Consider the following 25404-nt stretch of genomic DNA (forward strand, 5'->3'; position numbering starts at 1 on the left):
GTCGACGGTGATATCGGCACGGTCGGCGGTCCGGTCAGGCCGGGTAGGGCAGGGGCGCACCGCCGCGCTGGTCGAGCATCACCGTCATCACACCGATTTCCTCGGACTGTTCCTTGACCATCCCGGTTGCGGCGCGCCTGATCTGAGGATCCCCCACCTCCTGGGAGGCATGGGCAGCCATGTCGATTCCGCCCTGGTGATGACGGATCATCAACTGCAGGAACAATATCTCCGCCTCGACGCCTGACGCGTTGTGTAGGGCGGTGAGCTCGTCGCCGGTTGCGGCTCCCGGCATCGCGGCCGGGGCCGATCCGGTGTGACCGTGGCCGTCCTGCGTCATCCAGCTCATCGGCTGATCGCTCTGCAGCGGCGCGTCCAGCATCTGCAGCCAGCCCGTCATCTGGCCGATCTCACGCGACTGGACGGCCTCGATCTGATCGACCACTCCCCGCACGTCGGGCGCACTGTCGGCCGACATCATGTCCGTCATCATCACGGCCTGCTGATGATGCGCCGACATGTCCTGTGCGAACCCGATGTCCACTGCAGTTGCCGACGTCTGGGACCGGGCGGCGGTGTTGTCGTCCGGACTGATGGCCAGGCCGAGGCCGAGTCCGATGATCAACGTGATCACCAGAACCGAGGCAGGCCACCACCAGCGACGCAGAGAAGATTCCGTCACCGCGGTGGATAGATCGCGGGATCCAGTTGCAAGGTCATGAACCCATTGTCCATGCACGTCACCCACAGTTGGTTCCCGTGGAACTCCGGTGGTGACAGACACCAGTCGGCCGAGAGGTCGCCACCGGCAAGGCGACTCTGGTCGTTGATGATCCCGTCGGTCGGTGCCTGGCCCTGCAGCACAGCCCGCGCGACCGCCAGCGTGCCGATGATCGGCGGGGCGATGATCGATCCTAGGAGCGCATGGAACGAGTTGGTGAGCTGCCAGTGCTTCCCCACCTGGGCCGGCGGGTTGAAGTACGCGATCTCCGAGAAGTGGTCGGGATCGCTGATGTCGAACACCCGGACACCCGACTGGATCCAGCCGCAGGCCATCGCGGTCGGGTTCACCGGCCGGTCGATGGAGCAATAGTGGGCGTCGTAGCCGAAGGCACCGTTGGACGTGGTGCTCTGAGCCCACCGGTTCGCATTCTCCGGAAGATTGATGGCAAGCTTGATCGCATTGCGCTGCTTCAGGTTTGACGAGTTTCTCGCATCGAAAAGTTTCACCCCGCCCGAGCCGCCTTCATCCACGCTGAACACGTGTGGTTGACCGTTGTACGTGGCGTATATGGAGTGCTGTGTGATCTGCCCGTCCGCCCACAGCTTTTCACCGATGTGTGGCATCAATTCCGGCACAATGGTCCGTGGCTTTCGATTCTGCACCGCCGACACGTCGATGACCGTCAGTCCGAACAGGTTCGCCAGATAGAGAGTGTTGCCATCGGGCGAAAATCCCATGCCGTGGGCTTCGATTCCGGTGATCCCCGACCAGACGACCATCGGGTTACGCGGATCGGTGAGATCAACGGCGCTGAGAACTCCCGGCGCGATTCCGGATGACCAGTAGGTGTTGCCATCCGGCGAGAAGTCGCCCTCGTGAGTGGTGATCGGAACCGGCATGTTCAGTTGCGACCCCGCGCCGGTGTTGAGCAGCCGCGGATGGGCGCAGTCCTGCGAGATGTCGTAGACCGAGATGTAGCCCGCACCTTCGAGTATCGCCACCCCGGTACCGACCAGCAGGCCCCGTTCTTTGTTGACCTTCAACGTTTCCCACGTGCCACCGACCATCGCCGGTTCGGTCAGGACGGCGCTCAGGACCGGCGCGCCCGGATTCGAGGCATCGATGACCTGAACACCCGCATTGGGTCCTAGGAAGTTTGTCGGAAATGTCGACCCGGTGTACGAGCAGGTTTTGTAGGTGGCGCTGACGATGCCGGCGCCCTGCCCCTGGTACTGCCCGATCAGGTCGATGTTGCAGTTGTAGCCCTGGGTACTGCGCCCCGACTTGCGGTCGGCGAGTGGGACCTCACCCTGGATCCCGGTTTCGACCCGGTCGCCCTCGCGGCACGAGGCCGGCGCGACCGCGGTCGGCCAGACGTCGGTGAGGTCGTTATATCCCGGCGGCGCTGTGGCCACGGCCGGACCGGCCACCGTCAAAGTGGCCACCACGACAGCCATCGTCACCGCAATACGACTCACGGCCCGAACAAATACATCCCGCGACACAGTGTCCCCCTCCGGACGCAGCACCTTGTGCTGTCGCGGAGAGTACCGTCCTGACCTGCCCCGAACGCGGGTTTTGCCGATTTCCGCGATATGCCAGTCAGTCGATGACGGGCAAGCTGTCGGCCACCGCGGTGAGTTCGTCCGCCGTCGTGGCGGTGTCGACAGCGGAGATTTCGATGTACAAGCCCGGATGGGAATCGACGGTCAGTCCGATCCAGCGGGGAGCCCCGGCGGGTTCGCCGACCACCGCTCGACCACCCTGCCAAGTCGTGCTCCGGACATCCGACCACCCGCGTATCTCCGACATCCGCGATTCGAGCTGTTCCGGGCTGACATAGAAATCCGTCCAGAGGTCGTATTCGGTGCCGTCGACCTCGAGCGCGCAATGGAAGCCACCCTCGATGAACGGTTCACCCGAACCTTCACTGGCAGTTCCCTCTTCGGCCGGCAGGGCATCGAGACTGGTCTCGCACACCATTCCGTTCCAGCCCTCTTCGGAGGGCGAGGCGGGCAGCAGATCGGACACTTCCTGCGCGGGTATCGCGAGCAGTCCCCAACCGGTGCCGACTTCGACCGTCGCCGACGCCGACGGAGCCGATACCCGGCCCTTGTCGTCGACCGCACGCACGGTGTACTCGACACTCGTCGTACCCTGCGGGGCGATTGCCGAGCCGTCGGTGAACTCGCTATCGGGACCCGAATAGACAACCTCACCGCCACGACTCAACAAGAACGACGAGGCGTCCGAATCCGCAGACCAACTCACCTGCACCACACCGCCGTCCGGTTCGGCCTTGACGCCGGATGGCTTGGCGACATCGCCCGAACCGCCGACAAAGTAGGTGACCGCCAGCGCGATCACCAGCGCCACCACCGCACCGACCACCACCAGTGGCCACGCCCAGCGCTTCACAGCGGCAGCCTGTCGATCACGGCAGCGGCATCTGCGTCCTTGCCGTTGTCCACGGTCACCGCGACGTCGTAGTTCTCGCGGTCGGGGTCATCGAAAGCAAAGATCAAGGTGCCCGCCCATGCACTGTTCGGACCGTCGCCCTGGTAGAGCGTCCCGCTGGCACCCTGGTCGGTGGTCACCTGTGACGTCTTGAGCCCCAGGCTTTCCAGATAGTCGTCTCGGTCTTCTTTGGACGGGAACTCCCGGAGCCGCACCGAGTAGGCATCTGCTGTCGCAGGGCACACGATGGTGCCGGTCTTGGGAATCTCGGTGTCGATCGATCCGACGCCACCCCGGCAGGCCTCCTTGGTAAAGGTGTCCGTGGACACCGGGCTCGGACCGACGATGTCGGAGAATGCTGCTGCCAGCTCCTCGACTCCGTGCCATTGCTGTGTCACCACAACCTCTCCGCTGGCCGGACCGAAAGGCGAGGCCTCATCGCCACCGGAGCGGGCCGACACCGAATACGTATAGACACCTGGCAGTGGCATCGGCTGCGAATACGTGGGTTCGCCACCGACGTAGACGATCGTTTCGCCTTGGCGCAGCACGTATTCGGAGGCGCCGTCGACCTCAGGCCAGCTGACGTCGACTGTGCTGTCGCCGACCTCGGCGCTGGGTTGTTCCGGCGTGGCGAGCGCGTCGCCGCCACCGCCGAACACCAGCAGGCCCACCACAACTCCGATGACAACGGCAAGCGCCACGATCGGGCCGGCCATCACCGCAGCCCGGGTGAACCACGGCGACTTCTTCCCCGGCGCCCCTGAGGGTGTCGGGGTGAACGGTACGAACCCCCCTCCCGGCGGACCTCCCGGCGGCGGCGTCGACTGGGTGTGATTCGGGTACTGCCCACCGGCCATCTGTGGACTCGACGGCGACGAAGGCCCCCCGGCGGGCGGTCCACCCTGGTAACCCGAACCGGCACCAGAATGTCCCGGATTCGATTGATACGGATTCGATTGGGGCCGAACGGGATTCGCCGTCGGCGGATACGTGACCGCCGACGTTGCGGGAAGCGAACCGCGATGGTCGCTGTGGGACGGACCCTGTTGCGGCGGAGTCACATTCGCGGGTACCGGCGTGAAAGCGTGTTGCGGCAGCGTGCTGTGCTGCGCCCCACCACCCTTCAGTGCCTCCTGCGCGGCGTCCGCCAGTGAACGCCCTGAGTTGAAACGATCGGCAGGTTTCTTGGCCATCGCCCGTGCGATCACCGCGGCCATCGCCGCCGGCACCGCGGGGTTCGCCTTGGCCGGATTGGGCGGCGCGTTGAACATGTGGGCCGCCATCAGGCCCTGGCTCGTCGGCGCATCGAATGGTGCTGTTGCCGTGAGGAGTTCGTAGAGACTGCAGCCCAACGCATAGATATCGGCGTGATGATCGATGTCCTCGCCACCCACCTGTTCGGGCGCGCTGTAGCGCAGCGTTCCGACCGTCATCCCGACCGACGTGAGATGGCTCTCGGTCTCTTGCGCCATCCGCGCGATCCCGAAGTCGGTCAGTTTCACCGCATCCGGGTTCATCGGATCGGATCCGGGGGTGATCAGGATATTGCCCGGTTTCACGTCGCGGTGCAGCAGACCCTTCCGATGCGCGTAGTCAAGACCGTCGGCGACCTTCGAGATGATCGTCACCGCCAGACGCGGATGCAGGGGTCCGCCCACGAGCATCTGGGCGGCATCGGTGCCCGGGACGAACTCCATCGCAATCCAAAGTTGGCCCTCGTGGGTACCACGATCGAGCACATTCACCAGGTTGGGGTGGCTCAGCGGTGCAACGAGATCGGCCTCGCGCTCAAAGCGCGCCCGGGTATCAGCGTCGCTGCCGTACGTGCTGTTGAGGAGCTTGATCGCGTCGGCACGCGGCAGCCTCGGATGCTGGGCCTTGTAGACCTCACCCATCCCGCCGCGGCCGATCAGTTCCAGGATCTCGTAGCCGCCGACGTACGAACCGATCGCCACACTCATTGCTGCTCGACCTTTCTTTACCCGCGATCTCCGGGTCACCCGCCGGCGGCGAGACTGGATCGATCTTATCGACCGGGATCGACGGCACACCAGAACAACGTGGGCGATTAGTCCATCTGACCGATCAGGAAAAATTCTCCCGTTCCACGGATTGAGCACATACGCTTACTCCATGAAATCTGCCGGAGCCCGGATTCTCGCCTGCGCAGTGTTGGCCGGGGCGGCACTGCTGACGACTCCGGCGGTGGCGTCGGCCGCCGGTGGACCCACGACCATCTGCACGGCTGATGCTCAGCTCGCGGGGGCACAGACCTACGTCGCCGCACTGATAGATCCTGCTCGCGCGTATGACGTACCGCTGGCCGACGATGTCATCCGATTCGAGAATGGATTGCAGACCGGTTTCTCGGGGGCGTCCATGAAAGCCGAACTGGCCGCCCACCTGCAGTACGCCGGCATCACCGGCATCGACAACGCGACGTGGAGCCAATACGGCCATCTGGTGCGAACGGTGTACGACCTCGACTACGGGTTCGCCGGCGTCGATGTGGCCGGTGCCACCGTCGACGAGATATTCGCCTTCGACGATCACTGCCGGATCAAGCGGATCGACGCGACGATCACAGTCGACCTCGCCTGATCGGCGTCAGACCGACACGATGCTCGACCAATAAGGGGGTAAAGGCTAGATGGCGCATTTCACCAGGGCCGAACTCGAGTCAGAGTTCAGCAAGTTCAAGGCGGTCAACGACGCGGTCGCGGTCGACCGGGACTGGAATCGGTGGGCAGACCAGTTCACCGAGGACGCCGACTACGTCGAACACGCACTGGGCACATATAAGGGACGCGAAGAGATCCGGGCCTGGGTGAACAAGACGATGGGCCGCTTCCCCGGCAACCACATGGCCGGATACATCTCGCTGTGGCATGTGATCGATCCGGACACCGGCCGGGTGATCTGTGAGATCGACAACCCGATGCGCGACCCCGGCGACGGCAGCGTTTTCACGGCCACCAACATCACGATCCTGACCTACGGCGGTGACGGTCTGTGGGCCAAAGAAGAGGACATCTACAACCCCGCAGAGTTTGCCCAAGCCGCCAAAGCCTGGTGCAATAGAGCACAGGAACTGGGGAATCTGACCGACGAAGCCTCCGAATGGCTGATCAAGTTCGGTAAATATGTCTGAAACTCCGTGTTAGGTGCACCACAATCCGACAATGTCGGGTAACACTCACTTATGCGGGCACGACGCCCCTGAGTACCGGAAACAACAGGTGTGGCGACGCATTTACATCCCCAGCGCGCCGCGCGAGCACTTGGGTGACGGATAACGATCCCTTACCCTGAAGCCTTACATCCTAGCCTTCCTGGAGGAATATCTGATGGCACGCGAGTTGACCCAACTTGAGCTGTTGAAGGAACTGTCACCGGCGGCCGAAGAAAACGTCAACCGGCACCTGCGCACCACCAGGGATTGGCATCCCCATGACTATGTGCCGTGGGACGAGGGCCAGAACTTCGCCGCTCTCGGTGGCGTCGACTGGGATCCCGAGCAGTCGCAGCTCGACGAGGTCGCCAAGGCGGCGATGGTCACCAACTTGCTGACCGAGGACAACCTCCCGTCCTACCACCGCGAGATCGCCGAGAACTTCTCGATGGACGACGCCTGGGGACACTGGGTCGGCCGTTGGACCGCCGAAGAGAACCGTCACGGCATCGTGATGCGCGACTATCTCATCGTCACCCGCGGCGTTGATCCCGTGGCGCTCGAAGAGGCCCGCATGATCCACATGACCAACGGTTACTCGCCGCTGGCCGCTGCCGGTGACCGCGCCGAAGAACTGGGCGAAGAGGCTGCCGGCATCCTGCGGTCCGTCGCGTACGTGACCTTCCAGGAACTGGCCACCCGCGTCTCACACCGCAACACCGGCAAGGCCTGCAACGACCCGATCGCCGACCGGATGCTGCAGCGCATCGCCGCCGACGAGAACCTGCACATGGTCTTCTACCGCAACATCTGTGCGGCTGCGCTCGACCTGGTCCCCGATCAGGCCATGAGGGCTGTCTACGAGATCGTGTCCAACTTCCAGATGCCGGGCGCCGGAATGCCCAACTTCCGGCGCAACGGTGTACTGATGGCCAAGCACGGCATCTACGACCTGCGTCAGCACCTCGAAGAGGTCGTTCAGCCCGTTCTGCGCAAGTGGAACATCTTCGAGCGCGACGACTTCGGCCCCGAGGGCGAGAAGCTTCGGGAAGATCTCGGTGCGTTCCTCGAGAAGCTCGAAGCCGACACCGTCAAGTTCGAGGAAATGCGTGATCGCTCACTGGCGCGTGAAGCCGCCAAGCGCGAAAAAGCCGCTGCCGCCTCCTGAAACAGAAAACTGCTGCGCTGACCGCCTTACTGACAGAAACCACGACCCCGGCTCACGAGACGGGTCGAGCTCCGGCTTCGCCTTCGTCTCCGGCGACGGGTCGAGCTCCGGCTTCGCCTTCGTCTCCGGCGACGGGTCGAGCTCCGGCTTCGCCTTCGTCTCTGAAGATCGGGTCCATCGAGCTGTCCAGCCCGGTGGTCCTCGCCCCCATGGCCGGGGTGACCAATGTTGCCTTCCGCACGCTCTGCCGCGAACTCGAGCTCGCCCGCACGGGCACCGTCGCCGGGCTCTACGTCTGTGAGATGGTGACCGCTCGCGCGCTGGTCGAGCGGCATCCGGTCACCATGCACATGACCACGTTCGGCCCGGAAGAAAACCCCAGGTCGATGCAGCTGTACACGGTTGATCCCGAGTACACCTATGCCGCCGCGAAGATGATCGTCGACGAGAACCTCGCCGACCACATCGACATGAACTTCGGCTGCCCGGTCCCCAAGGTCACCCGAAAAGGTGGCGGTTCGGCGATTCCGTACAAGCGCCGCCTGTTCGCGAACATCGTCGCCGCAGCGGTCCGCGCCACCGAGGGCACTGACATCCCGGTCACCGTGAAGTTCCGGGTCGGCATCGACGACGACCATCACACGCATCTCGACGCCGGTCGCATCGCGGCCGCCGAGGGTGCGAAAGCTGTTGCGCTGCATGCGCGTACCGCGTCACAGCGCTACTCGGGCAGTGCCGACTGGAATCAGATCGCCCGCCTCAAGGAACACGTCACCGATGTTCCGGTCCTCGGCAACGGCGACATCTTCGAACCCGGCGACGCCACCCGGATGATGTACGAAACCGGATGCGACGGCGTGGTCATCGGACGAGGCTGCCTGGGCAGGCCGTGGCTCTTCGCCGAATTGAGTGCCGAATTGAACGGAACTCCGGCACCCCAGGCACCAAATCTCGGAGAAGTGGCGCAGATCATTATCCGGCACGGACAACTTCTCGCGGACCATCACGGCGAGTTCAAGGGAATGCGGGAAATCCGCAAACACGTCGCCTGGTATCTCCGCGGTTTCCCCGTCGGTTCGGAACTGCGGCGCGGGATGGCCTTGGTGGAAACTGTCGGGCAGCTGGCCGACCTCGTGGGCCAATTGCCCGCTGACGTGCCGTTCCCCGATGACGCACACGGTCCACGTGGCCGCCAGGGCTCACCCTCGGCCGTGGCACTCCCCGAGGGCTGGCTCGACGACCCCGACGACGAAGCTGTTCCCGACGGCGCCGAGGTCATGCATTCAGGCGGCTGAATCCGCCCGGACATGGCAGCATCTTTCGTAAACTTCCGGTTCACGCTGTCGTATTGACCGGCGCTATGCACCTTCACAGCCCATCTGTGGGCAATGCGCCTGTTTTCGTCAGTATCATCGAGACGGCGCCGTGCCCGCTGAGTGTTTCAGCCGGGCCTGAAATACAGCCCGGCGCCCAGAAGGCTGAAGGAACATGAGTGAGCGACGACGAACTCCGGGCACGCACGTCCGAGGAACGCCGCGATGAGATTCGCCGCCGGCTCGGCGCGCCCTCAGACGAGGTGCTGCGGGAGCCGACCAGCCGCGAGCTGACAGAGGGCGACCGCAATCGGGTGACCGTGCGCGAGCTGCTCAATCGGATGAACGCAGCGGCCGGCTCCGACGACACCCCGGATGCGGGCGAAGAGACCACGTCGAACACTCCGCCCCCGAGCCCGCGGGCCCAACGCGCCGCGACGCCGAACACTCCTCCTCCGTCTCCGCCGACGCAGTCTCCGACTTCTCCCCCGACTCCGACATCAACACCCCCGGCTACGACGCCGGCACCCACGTTCCGGCGACCCCGCCGCGTGGGCCCCGCCGAAGCGCCGACCGAGCAGATCATCGGTGCCGGCGAGCCACCGGTCACTGCCGACGACGCCAAGACCGAGGTCATCCCGGCCACCCCCGCGGTCACCGAGTACATCCCCGCCGTCAAGGCACCGGCGCCGATCCCGGACTTGTCCGACAACGGTGACGCCACCCGGTCGCCGCGTTCGGTCACCCCGGGCTCAGACACCGGATCGCGCCGCAAGCACGCCGCGCCTGCCAAGGAGCGCGACCACAAACAGATGTTGCACCGCGCCACCATCGGTGGGCGGATCCTCATCGCCCTGGCCTGCGTGTTGGCGCTGCTTGGCACGGGCGCGGTCTGGGGCTATCAGAAGGTCAAGGACAGCAACTGGAACACCGTCGAGGCGGTGAACCCCGACAACGAAGAGATTCGCGACAAACAGCTGCAGACCGGTGACGAGACCTACCTGATCGTCGGTACCGATACCCGATCCGGACAGAACGGTACGGTCGGGGCCGGCGACGCCACGGAATTCGAGGGCAGCGCCCGCTCGGACACCGTGCTCTTGGTGAACATCCCAGCAGACCGCAGCCGCGTTGTCGCGGTGTCCTTCCCCCGTGACCTACAGGTCGACCGACCCGAATGCGCCGGCTGGAACAACGACGACGGCCAATACACCACTGACGTGGTTCCCTCCGAAACCCAGGTGAAACTCAATAGTGTCTACGGCGTCGGCGGTCCTAAGTGTCTGGTCGACACGCTCACCACGATGAGCGGGCTGAACATCAACCACTTCATCGCGATGGATTTCTATGGATTCGAGCAGGTGGTCAACAAGATCGGCGGTGTCGAGGTCTGTTCGACAACGCCGCTGGAGGACTACGAACTCGGCACCATCCTCGCCAAGCCGGGCAAGAAAACACTCAAGGGTTCCAAGGCACTCGACTACGTGCGTGCCCGCAACATCGAGACAGAGGGCAACGGCGACTACGGGCGTATCAAGCGTCAGCAGTTGTTCATGTCCTCGCTGCTGCGCGGGGCACTGTCCAGCCAGGTCCTGACCAATCCGGCCACCCTGAACGGCATCATCGACACCTTCATCAAGTACAGCTACGTCGACCAGGTCAACACCGACGACCTGTTGCAGCTGGGCCAATCGATGCAGGGACTCGACGCCGGTCGCGTGACATTCCTGACGGTGCCCACCTCCGGCACGGCCGAAGACGGTTCCGGCAACGAGATCCCCCGACTCGATGACATCGACGCGATCTTCGACGCGATCATCAACGACATGCCGTTGCCCGGCGAGAAGACCGAAGCCCCCAAATCGGGCACCACGACGCCGAGCACCACAGCGACAACCGCGCCCAAGCCCGAACAGGTGACAGTCGCCGCGCTGTCGCCGTACTCGATCTCGTTGCGGGTGCTCAATGGCACCGGCGTCGGCGGTGTCGCCGCCGATGCCGCCAACGAACTGGCCGGCCACGGCTTCGAGATCTACGGCGTCGCCGATGCCTCGGAAAACCGGACCGACACGGTGGTCCGCTACGGTCCCGGCCAGCAGGAAGCCGCGGCCACCGTGGCGCAGATGTTCCCCGGCGCCACGATCCAGGCTGATTCCACGGTCAGCTCAGGTGTCGAGGTCATTGTGGGCAGCGATTTCTCCGGCACACTGGGCGAGGTTCCGGCAGAAGGTTCGCAGGCCAGCGTCCGCGAGTTGCCGCGGGATTCCAATCCCGACGAGCTCCCCAACGACCTCACCGTCACCAACGCCGGCGACACCACCTGCGCGTGACCGGGGTTGTCGAGCCCGATTGAATGGCCGGCGTTCATTTGCAGTTCACCACGTGACAACCATTTGCCCCTTCGATGGCAGTACGGTGGGCTTATGCGTAGTGCGTACATTGAGCAGATGGCAGAACTGAATGCAGTTCTGGGACAGATGTGTGAGCTGGCGGGGACCGCGATGGAGCGTTCCACCCAGGCCTTGCTTCAGGCAGATCTGACCGTGGCCGAGGAGGTCATCGGCGCCCACGAACAGCTGACGGTCCTGTCGACCAGGGCCGAAGAACGCGCGTTTGCACTGCTCGCCCTACAGGCGCCGGTCGCCGGTGATCTGCGGGCGATCGTCAGTGGGTTTCAGATCGTCGCCGACGTAGAACGAATGGGAGCGTTGGCACTCCACGTCGCGAAGGTGGCACGTCGGCGGCACCCGGCCAAAGCCCTCCCGGAGGAGGTCAACGGATACTTTGCCGAGATGGGCCGACTGGCCGTCACCATGGCCAGCAACGCACGCGAGGTTCTGAACACCCAGAATCCGGAAGACGCGTTGAAACTCCAAGATGACGACGATGCGATGGATGATCTGCACCGCCACCTGTTCACCGTCCTGATGGATCGCGAATGGAAGCACGGCGTTGCCGCCGCGGTCGATGTCACGCTCCTCGGCCGTTACTACGAGCGCTTCTCGGATCACGCCGTGCTCATCGGCCGGCGGGTGGTCTTCCAGGCCACCGGGCAGACCCCGGAACAGTTCACCGAAGTCTAAGACCCGACCTACCCCGTTCAGCGACCGTCCGCGGCCCTGATCTCGGCGATTCGATCGGCGAGCTCGGCCGCGGTACGGAACCGATCACTGTGCGGCGCAAGGCATTCCGACACCAGATCCCGTTCCGCAGGTGAGAGTGCCGCACTGAGCTTCGGCTTGGTCGACTGCACCGTCCTGATAGCCACCAGCGGCTGCATGTCCGGCAACTCTCCGTACAGTCCTTCGCCGGTCATCGTTCGATGGATGGTCGCCCCGAGCGCCCAGAGATCCGTTGCCCGCGAAGGTGTTTGGCCAACCAGCATATCGGGATCCGCGAACTCCAGAGTGGCCGATGATCCGACGCCACTGACCGCGGTCGCCGCTGTGATCACCCGCGCCAGGCCCAGCGCACTGAGAACTCCCGTCGGACCGTCGCCGTCTCCGCCGATCATCACGTTGGCAGGTTTGATGTCGCCGTGAACCAGGCCCGCTTCGTGCATGTCGTGTGCGCCCCGCGCGGCGCCTTCGAGCACAGCCAGGGCCTGGTCGCGTTGCAGCGGCATGGCCGGTGCCGCCATCGATCCCCCCGGGATGTAGTCCATCGAATACATGAACTGATCACCCAGCGCCACCTCGATCAACCCGAGCAGATACTGCGAGCGCACCTCGGAGAATGTCCGGAGTTCACGGACACCGCGATGGAATGCATCCTCGCCCACCGGGTTCGAAAAGACTTTCAGGGCAACATGTTCGACGTCGAGTGCCAGCCGGTCCGGCGCCTGGGCGAGGTAGCACACCCCGTGACTGCCCGCACCGAGCGCACGAATGATCCGGTAATCGGCGACCGCTGCGGGCGATCTGCGGGCATCCGATCCCGACGGCGAATCAACGAACATCGCTCACCCTCCCGTGTGGAGACTCGAACAGCAGCGATCGACTGCCAACCTGCAACTGCGAACCCGGGTAGAGCACAGCTTCCTGCCCGCGCCGCAGCGTGATCCAGCCCGGCGCTCGCGGGTACCGGACATAGGTGCCGTTCACGGAGCCGGTATCGATCACCCGGACCTCCCAATCAACAAGGCGCAGTTCACAATGCGCCCGCGACATGGATCCCGACGTGTCATTGATCCGGATCGGGTCCAACGGTCCGATTCCCCCGGCGGCCACGCCGCCGCGCCCGGCGACCATCGGCTCGGGGTCGCGGCCGATCAACAGGTCACCGGCGACAACGTACGTGGAGCCGTCATCGATCACCAGCAAACCCAGGGGCGGACGTGGACCCTGCACCAACGCGCCGGTACGCCGGTCGATCCGGATACCGCAGCGGGTACACACCGGTAATCTCGGATCGTTGATATGTCCGTTGGCACAGAGCAATCCGTGGATCTGAACCTTCTGATCACGAGCCGACACTCTCGAGTTGCCGACTTTGACGGGACGATTGGCGACGTCAGTCGGGGCCGAAGACAGCGCGTCGTCCAGCACATCCTGCGGAGGAACCAGCGTCGGTTCGGCGACACCCTGCCGCAGCTTCCCGGGTTTGCGCGGACCGCCGACAATGGGCAGTGGGCTGCGGGTACTCTGCGTGGCCTCATCCAGATCGTCGAGGCGAACAGACAAAATCGGTGGTACCAAACGTGTTTCGGCATCGCTGCCGGTGGCACCGACCATCAGTGGCGTCGAGTCGGCCGCATCGACCACCGGCGAGGTCGCCGGAATCACGTACACCGCACTGTCTGTCGATGGCGACGCCGACGGCCACAGGATCATCCCGGCGCCCGGGGCAGCGCCCTTCTCCAGGGAGAAGATGTGCGACGGCGCAATCCCGGCGGCACCGATCGGTCCGCCGGCGAGCGGGTCCGTCTCGTCGATCGTGACCGCGATCGCGTAGAGGCTGCTGGGGTAGCTGCGCTGGACCAGGAACCCGGAGTCGGCACCGCGCACCACCTCTGGCGATGCGAGTTCGGTGACATACATCCGGGCGGTAGCACCGCCGTAGAGAAATACCTCGAGCCCACCGTGCTGATCGGTCGAGATGACCGCGAAGCCGGGGCTGCTGTCCTCGTTGGCCAGCAGCCACTTGGTCAGCGAACGCAGCCGCGAACCTTCCGCCCGGGACTCCCCCAGCGGTTCGGTGGCGATCCGCGCGAGATCGGTGAGTGTCGCACTGGTTTTCATCGGATCGGCAGCGATGAGAAGCAACGAGGGCCCGCGCCGGAGCGCGATGCCACGGCCAGGCAGCACGCTGACCGGATGATTGACCGTCACTCCCCCATCATCGCTTATGACGCCGGCAATGTTCCGGCTCGGGCCGGACGGCAGCCGTTCGGACTATCCGAATCGACCGGAGATGTAATCTTCCGTCGCCTTCTGCGACGGGTTGGAGAACATCGTCTCGGTGTCGCTGACCTCGATCAGCTGACCCGGCTGGCCGACACCGGCGAGGTTGAAGAACGCGGTCTGGTCGCTGACGCGTGCAGCCTGCTGCATGTTGTGCGTGACGATGACGATGGTGAAGTCCTTCTTGAGCTCGTTGATCAGCTCTTCGATGGCCAGCGTCGAGATCGGGTCGAGGGCCGAGCAGGGCTCGTCCATCAACAGCACCTCGGGCGACACCGCGATGGCGCGGGCGATGCACAGACGCTGCTGCTGACCGCCGGACAGACTGCCGCCCGGCCGGTCGAGACGATCCTTGACCTCTTCCCAGAGGTTCGCGCCACGCAGGCTGCGCTCCGCGGTCTCATCGAGCTGCTTCTTGTCACGCAGGCCCTGCAGCCGAAGTCCGGCGACCACATTGTCCTTGATCGACATCGTCGGAAACGGGTTCGGGCGCTGGAACACCATGCCGATGGTCGAGCGCACCGACACCGGGTCGATGCCCTTGGTGTAGATGTCCTCGCCGTCGAGCAGCACCTTGCCCTCGACGCGAGCACCCGGGGTCACCTCGTGCATGCGGTTGAGCGTGCGCAGCACTGTCGACTTGCCACAACCGGACGGACCGATGAAAGCCGTGATGCAGCGCGGCGGCACTTCCAGGCTGACGTCCTTGACCGCGTGGAAGGCGCTGTAATAGATGTTCAGGTCTTTGATATCGAGGCGCTTTGCCATGGATCTGTTCTTTCGTTCGCTACGAGCTGGTGACGTCGGGGGGTTGGGTGTCGCTTCAGTGTTCGTCAGAATTTCTTGGGCGAGAACAACTTGGAGACGAGCTTGGCGCCGAAGTACACGATCGCCACCAGGATCACGAGGGTCAACGCGGCGCCCCACACCGTGTCGAGGGCACTGGGGCCGTTGTTGTACTGCTGCACCATCATCAGAGGCAGCGACTGCTGGTTTCCTTCAAACGGGTTGGTGTTGATCACCTTCGTCGAGCCGACCAGGATCAGCACCGGCGCAGATTCACCCATCACCCGCGCTATCGCCAGCATCACGCCGGTGACGATGCCCGACAGTGCGGTGGGCAGAACGATCTTCGCGATCGTCTTCCACTTCGGCACGCCGAGCGCGTACGAGGCCTCCCGCAGATCCTGCGGGACGATCTTGAGCATCTCCTCGGTGGAACGAATCACGATCGGGGCCATCAACAGCACCAGCGCCAGCGAGACCACGAAGCCGGACCGCGGCAGGTCGAGCGTCGTGCGCCAGACGGCGTAGATGAACAGTGCTGCGACGATCGACGGAACACCCGAGAGGATGTCCACCATGAAGGTGGTGATCCGGGCGAGAGCCGAGTTGTTGCCGTACTCCACCAGGTAGATCGCCACGAAGATGCCGATCGGAACCGCGATGATCGCAGCCAGAGCGGTCTGCTGCAGCGTTCCGATGATCGCGTTGAGGGCGCCGCCCCGCAGCTCTGACTTCGTCCACCACTCCGCGTCGAGGATGACTTCCAATCCTCGGGACACCAGGGTCCAGACGAGCCAGATCAGCGGAATCATCGCGATGACAACCGCTGCAGTGACCAGTACCGCGGCGCTCTTGTCGCCGACCTGGCGACTCTTCTTGACCGGGGTGAAACCCGACGGTGTGCGTTTGACCGGTGCGGTACTCGCGTCGAGGGTGGTCATGTCACTTGGCCTTCTTTCCGCTGATGACGGCCCGTGCCGCAGAGTTCACGATGAAGGTCAGAACGAACAGCGCCAGGCCGGCGGAGATGTACGCACCGGTCTTCGACGGTGAGTCGAACTCGGCGGCGTTGTTGGCGATCTTGGTCGCGAAGGTTTCGCCGCTCTCCATGAGGTTGAAGTCGATCGGGCCCGCGGTCGAGATGATGAGCAACAGCGCCATCGTTTCGCCGAGGGCGCGGCCCAGGCCGAGCATCGACCCGCTGATGTAGCCGGAGAACCCGAACGGGATGACCGCCACGCGAACGACCTCGAACTTCGTGGCGCCGAGTGCCAGTGCCGCCTCCCGGTGGCCAACCGGGGTCTGTACGAACACCTCTCGGGTCACGGACGTGATGATCGGCAGGATCATCACCGCCAGGACGATGCCGGCGGTGAGCATCGTGCCACCGGTCGACATGTTGCTGACCTGACTCGGTTCCTGGAAGAACGGCAGGAATCCGGCGTTGTCGACCAACCATTCGTTGAGAGGTACCAACGCTGGTCCGAGGACCAGGATGCCCCACAGGCCGTACACGATCGAGGGAACCGCGGCCAGCAGGTCGATCACGTACGCGATGGGACTGACCAGCCGTTTGGGGGCGTACTCGGTCAGGAAGATCGAGATGCCCAGTGCGATCGGCATCGCCAGGATCAAAGCGATGAACGACACGATCAGGGTCGCATAGAGCAGGCCCAGGATGCCGAACTTCATGTCTCCGGGGTCGGTGGACCACGGCCCGGAGTAGGTGAAGAAATTCTCTTCGTTCTCGAGCAGTGAGGGGACCGCCTGGACCACCAGGAACAGCGCGATCAATCCGATGATCACCGAGATGAGGATGCCGGAACCCACCGAAAGAGTCCGGAAGATCCTGTCTCCCAGTCGAATCGCCGAACCGTTGGTCTTGATTTCAGACCCGTGTGGTTCTGTCGGCCCATTGCCGGTGGTGGTATCTGGCTGAGTCGTCGAGGAGCTCATAGGCCCTTTCGCACTCGTCGTATCGTCAATCTCTGTCATCGTTTTCTACCGCTGTTTCTCTACGGTCGCCCTCACCTGCTCGATCAGGACAGTGCGTCGATGGACGTCTGCAGCTTGGCCTTGAACGCCTCGGGCAGTGGGGTGTAGCCGAGCTCGGCCAGGCCCTCTTGGCCCTGGTTCAGAATAGTCGTGAAGACGTCCTTGGTGGTCGTCGCGATGTCGCCCTCATATCCCTTCGAGCACACGATCTCGTACGTCGTCAGGAGCAGCGGGTATGCACCCGGCTCTTTCATCGCGAACAGTGAGTCGGTGTCGACGACCAGGTTGTTGGAACCCGGATCCTTGAAGGTGACCCCGTCGAGCGCCTTGGCCGATGTATCGGCGGTCAGCTCCGTCGCGCCGGCGCCGAAGTCGATGCTCGCGACACCCAGCTGGTTCTCCTCGGCGAAGCCCCACTCGACGTAGGTGACCGATCCGGGGGTCTTCTTGACGGTGTCGCCGACGCCGGTCGACTTGGCCGCGGCCGAGCCTCCCTGGCCCTTGAACGCCTTGTCATGCTCGTACGGCCAGGCATCCGGAGCCGAATTCTGCAGGAAGCGCTGGAAGTTGTCAGTGGTGCCCGAGCTGTCGCTTCGGTGCACCGGCACGATCGGGGTGCTCGGCAGAGTGACGCCCGGGTTCAAGGCGGCGATCTCAGGAGCGTTCCAGGTTGTGATCTTCGAGTCGAAGATCCCGGCCAGCACGGTCGGGTTCAGGACGAGATTGTCGACCCCGGACAAGTTGTAGGCGACGGCAACAGGTCCGGCGACCATCGGGAGGTTCCAGGCTTCGTTGCCGCCGCAGCGGGTCTGGGCCTTGGTGATCTCGTCGTCTTTGAGGGCCGAGTCCGATCCGGCGAAGTCGACATCGCCGCTCAGGAACTTGGCGACGCCGTCGCCCGAACCCGAACCCGTGTAGTTGAGGACGTTGCCGCCGTTGTCGGCGACGATCGGCTGGAAGTGCTCCATCGCCTTCTGCTGTGCGGTCGAACCTTCACCGCTGATGGTGCCGCCGCTTTCTTCGCTGCCACACGCAGACAGAACCAGAGCCGCAACCGCAGCCGCAGCCGCACTGACGAGCGCAGCACTTGACTTCATTCTCACCGAAGACTCCTCCATGACTTTCCGTGACATCTCGCGATTCGAGCAGTCACCCCGACGCTCAAAGCGTCACTCGTTGAAAGCTAGAGGTCGGTCATGTCTGGATTACCTACGCGCGGTGAACCGCAGATGAATACAACATCGGCCCGCGAACGCTTCGCCCGCAGGAGAAATTCGAGGTGGCCATTCACTGTTCATCTTCGTGTCACCTGGACGACGACCAGTGATTTGCCCGACACCTGAAATTCGGTCAGCCGTAAGCCACATCGATCGCGTATTGCCCGAATCCGAGCTTCCCGTACGTGTTCAGAGCTGCGGTGTTATCACCTTCGACGTAAAGCTCGACTTCGCCGAGACCCCGGTCGGCAAGATAATGCAGCCCGGCGAGAGTCAGGAGTCGACCGAGCCCCCTGCCTTGCGCCGCGGTGTCGACTCCGACGATGTACACCTCGCCGAGTGACTCCGCGTGAACTTTGGTCCAGTGGAATCCGAGTAGCCGGTCCGGATCAGCGGCATCGAAGGCCAGGAACAGCCCGGCCGGATCAAACCAGTCCGAGCCCGTGCGTTCGTCGATCTGCTGCGATCCCCAGCCACCCTGTTCCGGATGCCAGGCAAAGGCCACGTTGTTGACCCGCAGGATCTCGGCGTCGTCGGATGGTCCGGCATACGTCCGGAGCACCAGATCGGCGGGAACGACCAGCTCGGGTAAGGCCGGATCCGGCAGTGGCCGGCGCAACTGCAGCAATTGCCGCTTGGACGTGAGTCCGGACGCCGCGGCCAGCGCTTGCGCCGCGGGCAGATCGCCGTGGGCCCAGACCCGGACATCGCCGGTGACCCGTGCGAGCGTCTCGTCCAGCAACCGCCTGCCGTGACCCCGGCGGCGGTGGACCGGGTCGACCACGAGCTCGATCATCGCCGGTTCGCCGTCTCGCGCCGGTGTCACGTTGGCGTACCCGACGATCAGTTCGGCGTCGGCGACGGTGACCTCGACGACGCCCGGGCGACCGACACCTTTGACGGCCTGCTCCCCCAGCGGCGCGACGCCGTCAGCCAGTGTCGCGGCCTCGAGAATTTCTGTGATTCGCCCGGTGAAATCCGGACTGCCCATGTCAGCTCCCATTGTTGCTGGAACTGAACTCCGGATCCGGGTACTCGACCTCATCGGGGCCCGCCAGATCACCCAATTCGGTTCCGTCCGTGACATTTTCATTCGATTCGGTGGCACGACCACCACGGCTCGGACGCACCGCCTTGTAGCCGACGTTGCGCACGGTGCCGATCAGCGCCTCGTGCTCGGCACCGAGCTTGGCGCGCAGACGTCGCACGTGCACGTCCACGGTCCGGGTGCCGCCGAAGAAGTCGTAACCCCACACCTCCTGAAGGAGCTGCGCGCGAGTGAACACCCGACCCGCATTGTGCGCGAGGTACTTGAGCAACTCGAACTCTTTGTACGTCAGATCAAGGGGCCGTCCCCGCAACCGCGCGGTGTACGTGCCCTCATCGATGACGAGGTCACCGAGCGTGACCTTGCCACTCGCTTCTTCCGCGGTGACACCCCGACTACGCACCACCAGCAGGCGAAGTCGCGCATCGAGTTCGGCCGGCCCGGTGTCCGGCAGGAGGAAGTCGTCAAGACCCCACTCCGAGTTCACGGCGACGAGCCCACCCTCGGTCAACACAGCAACTACGGGCACCGATGAACCCGTACTCCCCAGCAGCCGGCAAAGCCCACGCGCGGCCGCTAGGTCAGAACGCGCATCGACGATGGCCACGTCTGCGTTGCCGGCTTCCATCAGCGACGACACCTCGGTGGGTGCGACGCGGACGGTATGAGCCAGCAGTGACAACGACGGCAACACAGACTCAGGGGTGGGATCGGCTGTCAGTAACAAGAGATCCACAAACACTCCGATCTCGGATGTACGTAATTATGTACGCTGCCTTACCAACGTGTGCGAGACAGATGTCAGAATAGCGCCAAACCGGTCGTCGCCCGTTAACAAGACCCCCGATACCAGCCGATCCGCGATCGTCAACTTTGTGGCTGCTGGGGCAAAGTCCACGTAAAGAAGGGTTTCGGTGCGCAAACTGCTGGCCGGGGTGCTCATCGTGGTCCTCGCGGCGGTCGGAATCGATTTCGCGACCGCCGCCTACGCCGAACGTCACTACTCACGAGCCCTGCGCGCCGCCTCTGAACTGGAGTTCGACCCGGAGGTGACAATCGCGGGGTTCCCGTTCATCGCAGCTGCCCTGAGCGACGAGTACGACCGGATCGGTATCACCGCCAGGGGCACTGACCTGGGAAATGACCGTCGAGGGGACCTCCGCTCGAATCTGTCCGGGGTACATCGGGCCGGGGGTGCGTGGCTCATCGGCGAACAGACCGAGTTGCGGGTCGACAAGGTGAGCGGCTCGCTGAAGATCGATTCGGTGAACCTGGGCCGCTTCCTGGGCATCGACGACCTCACCGTGACAACCCCGGCACCCGAGGACAAGGCCGGTGGAGGCGGCCCGGGCGACGGCATCCTTTCTGCCAGTTCCGGCATCATTCTGACCGGGACGGTCACTTTGCCCAAAGTGGGTAATCTCCGTCACAGTCAGGGCTCCGACAGCCGAAAAGTAAGTGTGTCCGCGGATCTGTCGATCCGCGGCGGCGCGCTCCGGGTCGACGCCACCGGCATCTATTCGGGCTCCGCCGACCACGTCGACTCAGACCTCTCGCCGCTGCAGGTGCCCGCCGTGCTGGCCCAGTTCTCCAAAACACTGCCGGTGCTTCCACTCCCCTGGTCGCTGCCGGCGTCATCGGCGGCGACCGAGGGCAGTGACGTCGTTCTCTCCGCCGATCCGCAACCGCTGGTTGTCACCGCGGACGACTTCTGGCAAGGGCCTTGAAAAACCCCCTGGCAAGGGCCTTGAAAAGTCACCGGATGTCTGCGGTAGTCTGGCGCTCATGCAACTGGGCCGTGAGTTGATGCTCACACGTCGCCGGGCGATCGACTTCTGTCGTATCGCCAACTGTTGCTGTCTGAGCCGGTAGTCAACGGGCTTTACACAGTCTTTCTGTGCCCGTATGCCGGCGTGCCCCTTGGCCAGCCCACTGCTTTGTCCAAGGCGATCACCTCACGTCACCCAGCAATTCCCGATCTGTCTCGATCACCGCACAAACCCTGAACGCAATACCCCCCTACGAAAGGAAAACCATGGCTCGCTCCGATGTCCTGGTCAGCGCCGATTGGGCTGAGCAGAACCTGAAGGCCGACAAGACCGTCTTCATCGAGGTCGACGAAGACACCTCGGCCTACGAAGGTGGCCACATCGAAGGCGCCATCCGTCTGGACTGGCGCAAGGACCTGCAGGACGGCGTTCGTCGCGACTTCCTCGACCAGGAGAAGTTCTCCGCACTCCTGTCGGCCAAGGGCGTTTCCAACGACGACACCGTTGTCCTCTACGGCGGCAACAACAACTGGTTCGCCGCATACGCGTACTGGTACTTCAAGCTGTACGGCCACGAGGACGTCAAGCTGATCGACGGCGGCCGCAAGAAGTGGGAACTCGACGGCCGCGAGCTGTCCAAGGACGAGGTCACCCGGCCGGCCGCCACTTACAAGGCCGAGGCACCCGACACCAGCATCCGCGCATTCCGCGACGAGGTCATCAACGCCATCGGCAACAAGAACCTGGTTGACGTGCGTAGCCCCGACGAGTTCTCGGGCAAGATCCTCGCACCGGCCCACCTCCCGCAGGAGCAGGCTCAGCAGAAGGGTCACATCCCCGGAGCCATCAACATCCCGTGGAGCACCACCGCCAACGAGGACGGCACCTTCAAGTCCGACGAAGACCTGGCAAAGCTGTACGCCGACAAGGGATTCGACGAGAGCAAGGAAACCATCGCTTACTGCCGTATCGGTGAGCGCTCAAGCCACACCTGGTTTGTGCTCGATCAGATCCTCGGCAAGAAGAATGTCAAGAACTACGACGGCAGCTGGGTCGAATACGGCTCACTTGTCGCCGCCCCGATCGAACTGGGAGAGAGCAAGTAATCATGTGTGCTGCGCCTAAACAGGGTCAGAATCTGCCCGCCGGTGTTGATACCGAAAAAGAGACCGTGTTGACCGGTCAGGTGCTCGACACCGACGGCAACCCGGTGGCCGGCGCTTTTGTGCGTCTGCTCGACGGAACCGGCGAGTTCACCGCCGAGGTTGTTGCCAGCGGTACCGGCGACTTCCGCTTCTTCGCCGCCCCCGGAACCTGGACGCTGCGTGCGCTGTCGTCCACCGGCAACGGTGACGTCACCGTGAAGCCGGAAGGTGCCGGCGTGCACGAGCAGAACGTGACCGTCAGCAAGTAAGACCTACAGCTCTACGAAGGCCCGGTTCACCTTTCGAGGTGGACCGGGCCTTCGCCATTTCCGCAAACGCTCCACCTGTACGAGGACGCTCCGCCTACATGTGGAGCGTCCTCGCACAAGTGGAGCGTGCGTGGGATGTTTCTGGTCGCACCGGCAAAAGTGAGGGAATCCCCACACGCACGGTCGTTTCGGGGGGCGTTAGAATACTCAGGTGGTCACATTCTTCGAGGTTTTGTTGGTACTGGCGAGCGTTCTGATCGTCTGGTTCGGTCTTTACGTTCTCTACCGGCTGGTCACTGACGAATCGTGACCCGTTCCGGCAACGAGGCGGTCAATCAGGCCGCCATCAAGGCCCAGGAAACCGGCAGCCGGAACATTCCGGCGCTGCCTGACTTGCCGCTGCCCGACGACACCGCCAACCTCCGCCAGGGTCCGGATCTGCATCCGGGGCTGCTGGCGTTGTTGCCGTTGGTCGGGGTCTGGCGCGGTGAAGGCGAAGGTAATCACCCGGAGACCGGTGATTACCGGTTCGGCCAGCAGCTGATCATCAGCCACGACGGCCAGGACTACCTCAACTGGCAGTCCCGCTCGTGGGTCATCGGCGAGGACGGCGACGCGGTCCGGCCCGACTTCCGCGAGACCGGCTTCTGGCGGATCGGTGACGATGACGTCATCGAGCTTCTTCTCACCCATGCCGAGGGCTGGATCGAGCTCTTCTACGGCAATCCCCTGAACCAGACGAGCTGGGAGTTGGCCACCGACGTGGTGATCAAATCCGCGTCAGGTATCAAGGCCGGCGGCGCCAAACGTCTCTATGGTCTCGTCGAGGACGGTGACCTCGCGTACGTCGAAGAACGTGTCGACAGCGACGGCGATCTGGTGCCCCGCGCGTCTGCCAAGCTCAGCCGCTACGCCGGCTGAACGTCCGCCGCAGCCCGGTAGCCCGCCGACAACTCGTCCCGCAGCACCGCCCGGTTGGGCTGCCAGCCCAGCCCTGAGGCGCGCAAGGGCTCGCCGACCACCTGATCGAGGAGCAACGCGTCCGCGAACGCGGTCCCAAGGCGTGACCTGGTGTCCTCTACGGTCGTCGGGATCAGCGTCGCCCCGGGGTGTGCGGCCCGATGAAGCTCGGCCACAGACGCGGTGTGGCTGACCCCGATCAACCTTCCGCCCGGATTGCCCTGCAGCGCAAGAACATACAGTTGCGCGAGGTCCCGGACGTGAACCAGTCCCCAATGCGCAGAACCGTCACCGACGAGCGACACCTGCCCCGAACCGGCACCGGGGGCGTCGACGATGACGTTCGGGATGCCGCCACCTTCGCCGTACACAATTCCTGGTGCCACGATCGTGGCGGCCACCGCCCCGTCGAGCAGCCGGCGTTCCTGCGCCACCCGCCAAGCGACGATGGCCGGGGGGTCGAGCGGAGAATCGTCCACGATGGCTGCGCTCGAGCCCCACAGCCAAACACCGCTGGTGTGGACGTATGCCTTTCCGGTCCCGGCGAACGCGGCGATCACGGCATCGATCACCGCCGCGTCGAGTGCGCCGCTGGTGGCGTCGCCCGGGCTCGCGGTGTGGATGGCACCGTCGGCGTCAGAGAGAAGGTCCCGCACCCTGGCAACGTCGAACAGGTCGACGATCTGCGCGTCAGCACCTCGCCGCCGCACGGCGGCGGCAGCCTCCGCCGAGCGCACCAGCGCAGTCACAGCCATGCCCTGGGCGATCAATTCGTCGAGGATCGCTCCCCCGATGTAGCCGGTCGCGCCAGTCAGCAGAATTTTCATGTCAGCACCTCTTGTCGGTTGATTATTGCCCTGTGATCAGGACAGTATCCGCGAGATACTGGTGACTTCAACGTGCCATACTTACCCGATGGAAAGCATCGAGGCCACCGGGGATGTGCTCAAGCCGAACTGCCCGAGTCGCATGGTTGTGGAGCGTCTCGGAGAGCGCTGGACTCTGCTCGTCCTCATCGCTTTGCGTCGCGGACCGGTTCGATTCACAGCGCTGCGCGAGATGATCGGTGTGGTGACCCCGAAAGTGCTGACGCAGACGCTGCGCGGACTGGAACACGACGGGCTGGTCCTTCGCACGGTCTACCCGGAGATCCCACCCCGGGTGGAATACCAATTGACCGGACTCGGAATCTCGTTGATGGATCCGGTGGACGCGCTGCGGCAGTGGTCGGAGACGAACGGCCTGCACATCGTCGCGGCCCGTGACGCTGCCGACCGTCAGTCCTGATCTCGCTCGGTAACAAGGAATGCACGACCCCGCTCGGACAGTTCGTAACCGACCGGGAGACTGTGCGTGAGGCCGAGGTTCTTCAACTTACGAACGTCGAGTTTGAACGGATCCTTTTCTCGGCCAACCATTTCCGCGAGTTCGATGGCACGTCGGCCCGGATTCCGTTCGATCAGCCCAAGGGTCTCGCGAGTCCACGGTCCGCACGGACTGCGAACATCGAACCGATCCAGTCGGGTCGCGATCTCGGCGACGTCCTCCGGGCTCAGATGATCATCTGTTCTGAGCGCGATGCGAGGGTCCGGACCCGCCCATTCCAGGGCGATCCGAAAGACCGGATCGGTGTCGTTGCCGCGGAATCGTTTTCGTAGCGCGGCCACGGATTTCTCGCCCGCCAGCCCCGCCTCCTCGCCGGTGATGACGTCCGGGCCTACTTCGTCGACGGCAGTGATCCGGATCAGGCCGGCCGGACTGATGAACACCTCGCCGGTCTTCACGCGCGCGACCTTCCATCGCCGAAAGGCCAACGACACGGTTCCGTTTTCTACGCCCGCAGCAATGGCCACCGGGAGGATCACGGGCTCGACCTGAGCGGCTTCATGGAAGCGAATCTAACACCGTCGAACGGGGCAGACCCCCGCACCACCCGCAAGGCAGCGGGTATCCGGCCAGGACGAGGCCAGAGAGGT

25 protein-coding genes are annotated in these 25404 nt (G+C 64.0%); 11 read left to right on the forward strand and 14 right to left on the reverse strand.

The genetic code is table 11. The features are described 5' to 3' along the window. Positions 1-34: 34 nt before the first annotated feature. From H290_RS0101655 to H290_RS27530, 4 genes are all read right to left on the reverse strand, one after another. Positions 35-682, reverse strand: coding sequence for a DUF305 domain-containing protein (locus tag H290_RS0101655; protein WP_020105011.1), 648 nt, complete (start codon positions 680-682; stop codon positions 35-37). Further along, positions 679-2181 carry a hypothetical protein gene (locus H290_RS0101660; RefSeq protein WP_020105012.1) on the reverse strand — a complete coding sequence of 501 codons (1503 nt, stop codon included), beginning with the start codon at positions 2179-2181 and terminating at the stop codon, positions 679-681. Before H290_RS0101660 ends, H290_RS0101655 begins: the two co-directional genes overlap by 4 nt. Positions 2182-2326: 145 nt before the next feature. Beyond that, positions 2327-3142 carry a hypothetical protein gene (locus H290_RS30025; RefSeq protein ID WP_020105013.1) on the reverse strand — a complete coding sequence of 272 codons (816 nt, stop codon included), beginning with the start codon at positions 3140-3142 and terminating at the stop codon, positions 2327-2329. After that, entirely contained in the window at positions 3139-5145 is a 2007-nt protein-coding gene (locus H290_RS27530; protein WP_020105014.1) for a serine/threonine-protein kinase, read from the reverse strand. Before H290_RS27530 ends, H290_RS30025 begins: the two co-directional genes overlap by 4 nt. A 172-nt stretch (positions 5146-5317) precedes the next feature. Here H290_RS27530 and H290_RS27535 point away from each other — a divergent pair, with 172 nt between their 5' ends. From H290_RS27535 to phoU, 6 genes are all read left to right on the forward strand, one after another. Then, on the forward strand, positions 5318-5785 hold the full coding sequence (locus H290_RS27535) for a hypothetical protein (protein ID WP_020105015.1): 468 nt from the start codon (positions 5318-5320) through the stop codon (positions 5783-5785). Between the two features lie 49 nt (positions 5786-5834). Next, on the forward strand, positions 5835-6335 hold the full coding sequence (locus H290_RS0101680; protein WP_020105016.1) for a nuclear transport factor 2 family protein: 501 nt from the start codon (positions 5835-5837) through the stop codon (positions 6333-6335). A 196-nt stretch (positions 6336-6531) separates the two neighbouring features. Continuing rightward, positions 6532-7524, forward strand: coding sequence for an acyl-ACP desaturase (locus H290_RS0101685; protein ID WP_020105017.1), 993 nt, complete (start codon positions 6532-6534; stop codon positions 7522-7524). Between the two features lie 209 nt (positions 7525-7733). Continuing rightward, positions 7734-8819 (forward strand): tRNA dihydrouridine synthase DusB, encoded by a 1086-nt coding sequence (gene dusB, locus H290_RS0101690; protein ID WP_020105019.1) that lies wholly within the window; start codon positions 7734-7736, stop codon positions 8817-8819. A 197-nt stretch (positions 8820-9016) separates the two neighbouring features. After that, positions 9017-11167 (forward strand): LCP family protein, encoded by a 2151-nt coding sequence (locus H290_RS0101695; protein ID WP_020105020.1) that lies wholly within the window; start codon positions 9017-9019, stop codon positions 11165-11167. 93 nt (positions 11168-11260) lie between these two features. Beyond that, entirely contained in the window at positions 11261-11920 is a 660-nt protein-coding gene (gene phoU, locus H290_RS0101700) for a phosphate signaling complex protein PhoU (RefSeq protein ID WP_020105021.1), read from the forward strand. A gap of 17 nt (positions 11921-11937) precedes the next feature. Here phoU and H290_RS0101705 read toward each other — a convergent pair whose 3' ends face one another. The 8 genes from H290_RS0101705 to H290_RS0101740 form a co-directional block, all read right to left on the reverse strand. Beyond that, a complete protein-coding gene (locus H290_RS0101705) occupies positions 11938-12795 on the reverse strand; it encodes a protein kinase (protein WP_020105022.1) in 858 nt (285 codons plus the stop codon). After that, the gene (locus tag H290_RS30030; protein ID WP_020105023.1) at positions 12785-14167 is read right to left on the reverse strand and encodes an FHA domain-containing protein; all 1383 of its coding nucleotides are present in this window, start codon (positions 14165-14167) and stop codon (positions 12785-12787) included. The genes H290_RS0101705 and H290_RS30030 overlap by 11 nt, the downstream gene beginning before the upstream one ends. A 63-nt stretch (positions 14168-14230) precedes the next feature. Next, a complete protein-coding gene (gene pstB / locus H290_RS0101715) occupies positions 14231-15007 on the reverse strand; it encodes a phosphate ABC transporter ATP-binding protein PstB (protein ID WP_020105024.1) in 777 nt (258 codons plus the stop codon). 65 nt (positions 15008-15072) lie between these two features. Then, positions 15073-15966 (reverse strand): phosphate ABC transporter permease PstA, encoded by an 894-nt coding sequence (gene pstA, locus H290_RS0101720; RefSeq protein ID WP_020105025.1) that lies wholly within the window; start codon positions 15964-15966, stop codon positions 15073-15075. A gap of 1 nt (position 15967) precedes the next feature. Beyond that, positions 15968-17020 carry a phosphate ABC transporter permease subunit PstC gene (pstC, locus tag H290_RS0101725; RefSeq protein WP_028462644.1) on the reverse strand — a complete coding sequence of 351 codons (1053 nt, stop codon included), beginning with the start codon at positions 17018-17020 and terminating at the stop codon, positions 15968-15970. A 44-nt stretch (positions 17021-17064) separates the two neighbouring features. Beyond that, positions 17065-18117: a phosphate ABC transporter substrate-binding protein PstS gene (pstS, locus tag H290_RS0101730; protein ID WP_020105027.1), complete on the reverse strand. Its 1053-nt coding sequence runs from the start codon at positions 18115-18117 to the stop codon at positions 17065-17067. Between the two features lie 253 nt (positions 18118-18370). After that, positions 18371-19228 carry a mycothiol synthase gene (mshD, locus tag H290_RS0101735; protein WP_231373484.1) on the reverse strand — a complete coding sequence of 286 codons (858 nt, stop codon included), beginning with the start codon at positions 19226-19228 and terminating at the stop codon, positions 18371-18373. A gap of 1 nt (position 19229) precedes the next feature. Beyond that, on the reverse strand, positions 19230-20021 hold the full coding sequence (locus H290_RS0101740) for a response regulator transcription factor (protein WP_028462646.1): 792 nt from the start codon (positions 20019-20021) through the stop codon (positions 19230-19232). 178 nt (positions 20022-20199) lie between these two features. Here H290_RS0101740 and H290_RS27545 point away from each other — a divergent pair, with 178 nt between their 5' ends. The 4 genes from H290_RS27545 (at position 20200) to H290_RS0101765 (ending at position 23389) form a co-directional block, all read left to right on the forward strand. Continuing rightward, entirely contained in the window at positions 20200-21012 is an 813-nt protein-coding gene (locus tag H290_RS27545) for a DUF2993 domain-containing protein (protein WP_020105030.1), read from the forward strand. Positions 21013-21320: 308 nt separating this feature from the next. Then, on the forward strand, positions 21321-22160 hold the full coding sequence (locus tag H290_RS0101750) for a sulfurtransferase (RefSeq protein WP_020105031.1): 840 nt from the start codon (positions 21321-21323) through the stop codon (positions 22158-22160). Between the two features lie 2 nt (positions 22161-22162). Beyond that, positions 22163-22468, forward strand: a complete 306-nt coding sequence (locus H290_RS0101755) for a DUF1416 domain-containing protein (protein WP_020105032.1) — start codon at positions 22163-22165, stop codon at positions 22466-22468. 306 nt (positions 22469-22774) lie between these two features. Next, positions 22775-23389: an FABP family protein gene (locus tag H290_RS0101765; protein WP_020105034.1), complete on the forward strand. Its 615-nt coding sequence runs from the start codon at positions 22775-22777 to the stop codon at positions 23387-23389. Here H290_RS0101765 and H290_RS0101770 read toward each other — a convergent pair. Beyond that, positions 23377-24255 (reverse strand): NAD-dependent epimerase/dehydratase family protein, encoded by an 879-nt coding sequence (locus H290_RS0101770; protein ID WP_020105035.1) that lies wholly within the window; start codon positions 24253-24255, stop codon positions 23377-23379. The two genes, H290_RS0101765 and H290_RS0101770, sit on opposite strands and share 13 nt — an antisense overlap. An 88-nt stretch (positions 24256-24343) precedes the next feature. On the opposite strand from H290_RS0101770, the gene H290_RS0101775 reads away from it, so the two are divergent. Then, positions 24344-24715 (forward strand): helix-turn-helix domain-containing protein, encoded by a 372-nt coding sequence (locus H290_RS0101775; RefSeq protein ID WP_020105036.1) that lies wholly within the window; start codon positions 24344-24346, stop codon positions 24713-24715. Here the strand turns inward: H290_RS0101775 and H290_RS0101780 are convergent. Continuing rightward, on the reverse strand, positions 24706-25293 hold the full coding sequence (locus tag H290_RS0101780) for a hypothetical protein (protein ID WP_020105037.1): 588 nt from the start codon (positions 25291-25293) through the stop codon (positions 24706-24708). The two genes, H290_RS0101775 and H290_RS0101780, sit on opposite strands and share 10 nt — an antisense overlap. Positions 25294-25404: the final 111 nt, after the last annotated feature.

The sequence above is a fragment of the Nocardia sp. 348MFTsu5.1 genome, assembly GCF_000383535.1.
GTDB classification, from domain to species: Bacteria; Actinomycetota; Actinomycetes; order Mycobacteriales; family Mycobacteriaceae; genus Williamsia; species Williamsia faeni.

Coding starts and splice junctions, on each gene's coding strand:
- H290_RS0101660 (WP_020105012.1), bottom strand. CDS start 2,181: ATGGCTGTCGTGGTGGCCACTTTGACGGTGGCCGGTCCGGCCGTGGCC.
- H290_RS27530 (WP_020105014.1), bottom strand. CDS start 5,145: ATGAGTGTGGCGATCGGTTCGTACGTCGGCGGCTACGAGATCCTGGAA.
- H290_RS27535 (WP_020105015.1), top strand. CDS start 5,318: ATGAAATCTGCCGGAGCCCGGATTCTCGCCTGCGCAGTGTTGGCCGGG.
- H290_RS0101680 (WP_020105016.1), top strand. CDS start 5,835: ATGGCGCATTTCACCAGGGCCGAACTCGAGTCAGAGTTCAGCAAGTTC.
- H290_RS0101685 (WP_020105017.1), top strand. CDS start 6,532: ATGGCACGCGAGTTGACCCAACTTGAGCTGTTGAAGGAACTGTCACCG.
- dusB (WP_020105019.1), top strand. CDS start 7,734: ATGGCCGGGGTGACCAATGTTGCCTTCCGCACGCTCTGCCGCGAACTC.
- phoU (WP_020105021.1), top strand. CDS start 11,261: ATGCGTAGTGCGTACATTGAGCAGATGGCAGAACTGAATGCAGTTCTG.
- H290_RS0101705 (WP_020105022.1), bottom strand. CDS start 12,795: ATGTTCGTTGATTCGCCGTCGGGATCGGATGCCCGCAGATCGCCCGCA.
- pstB (WP_020105024.1), bottom strand. CDS start 15,007: ATGGCAAAGCGCCTCGATATCAAAGACCTGAACATCTATTACAGCGCC.
- pstA (WP_020105025.1), bottom strand. CDS start 15,966: ATGACCACCCTCGACGCGAGTACCGCACCGGTCAAACGCACACCGTCG.
- pstC (WP_028462644.1), bottom strand. CDS start 17,020: ATGACAGAGATTGACGATACGACGAGTGCGAAAGGGCCTATGAGCTCC.
- pstS (WP_020105027.1), bottom strand. CDS start 18,117: ATGAAGTCAAGTGCTGCGCTCGTCAGTGCGGCTGCGGCTGCGGTTGCG.
- mshD (WP_231373484.1), bottom strand. CDS start 19,228: ATGGGCAGTCCGGATTTCACCGGGCGAATCACAGAAATTCTCGAGGCC.
- H290_RS0101750 (WP_020105031.1), top strand. CDS start 21,321: ATGGCTCGCTCCGATGTCCTGGTCAGCGCCGATTGGGCTGAGCAGAAC.
- H290_RS0101755 (WP_020105032.1), top strand. CDS start 22,163: ATGTGTGCTGCGCCTAAACAGGGTCAGAATCTGCCCGCCGGTGTTGAT.
- H290_RS0101770 (WP_020105035.1), bottom strand. CDS start 24,255: ATGAAAATTCTGCTGACTGGCGCGACCGGCTACATCGGGGGAGCGATC.
- H290_RS0101775 (WP_020105036.1), top strand. CDS start 24,344: ATGGAAAGCATCGAGGCCACCGGGGATGTGCTCAAGCCGAACTGCCCG.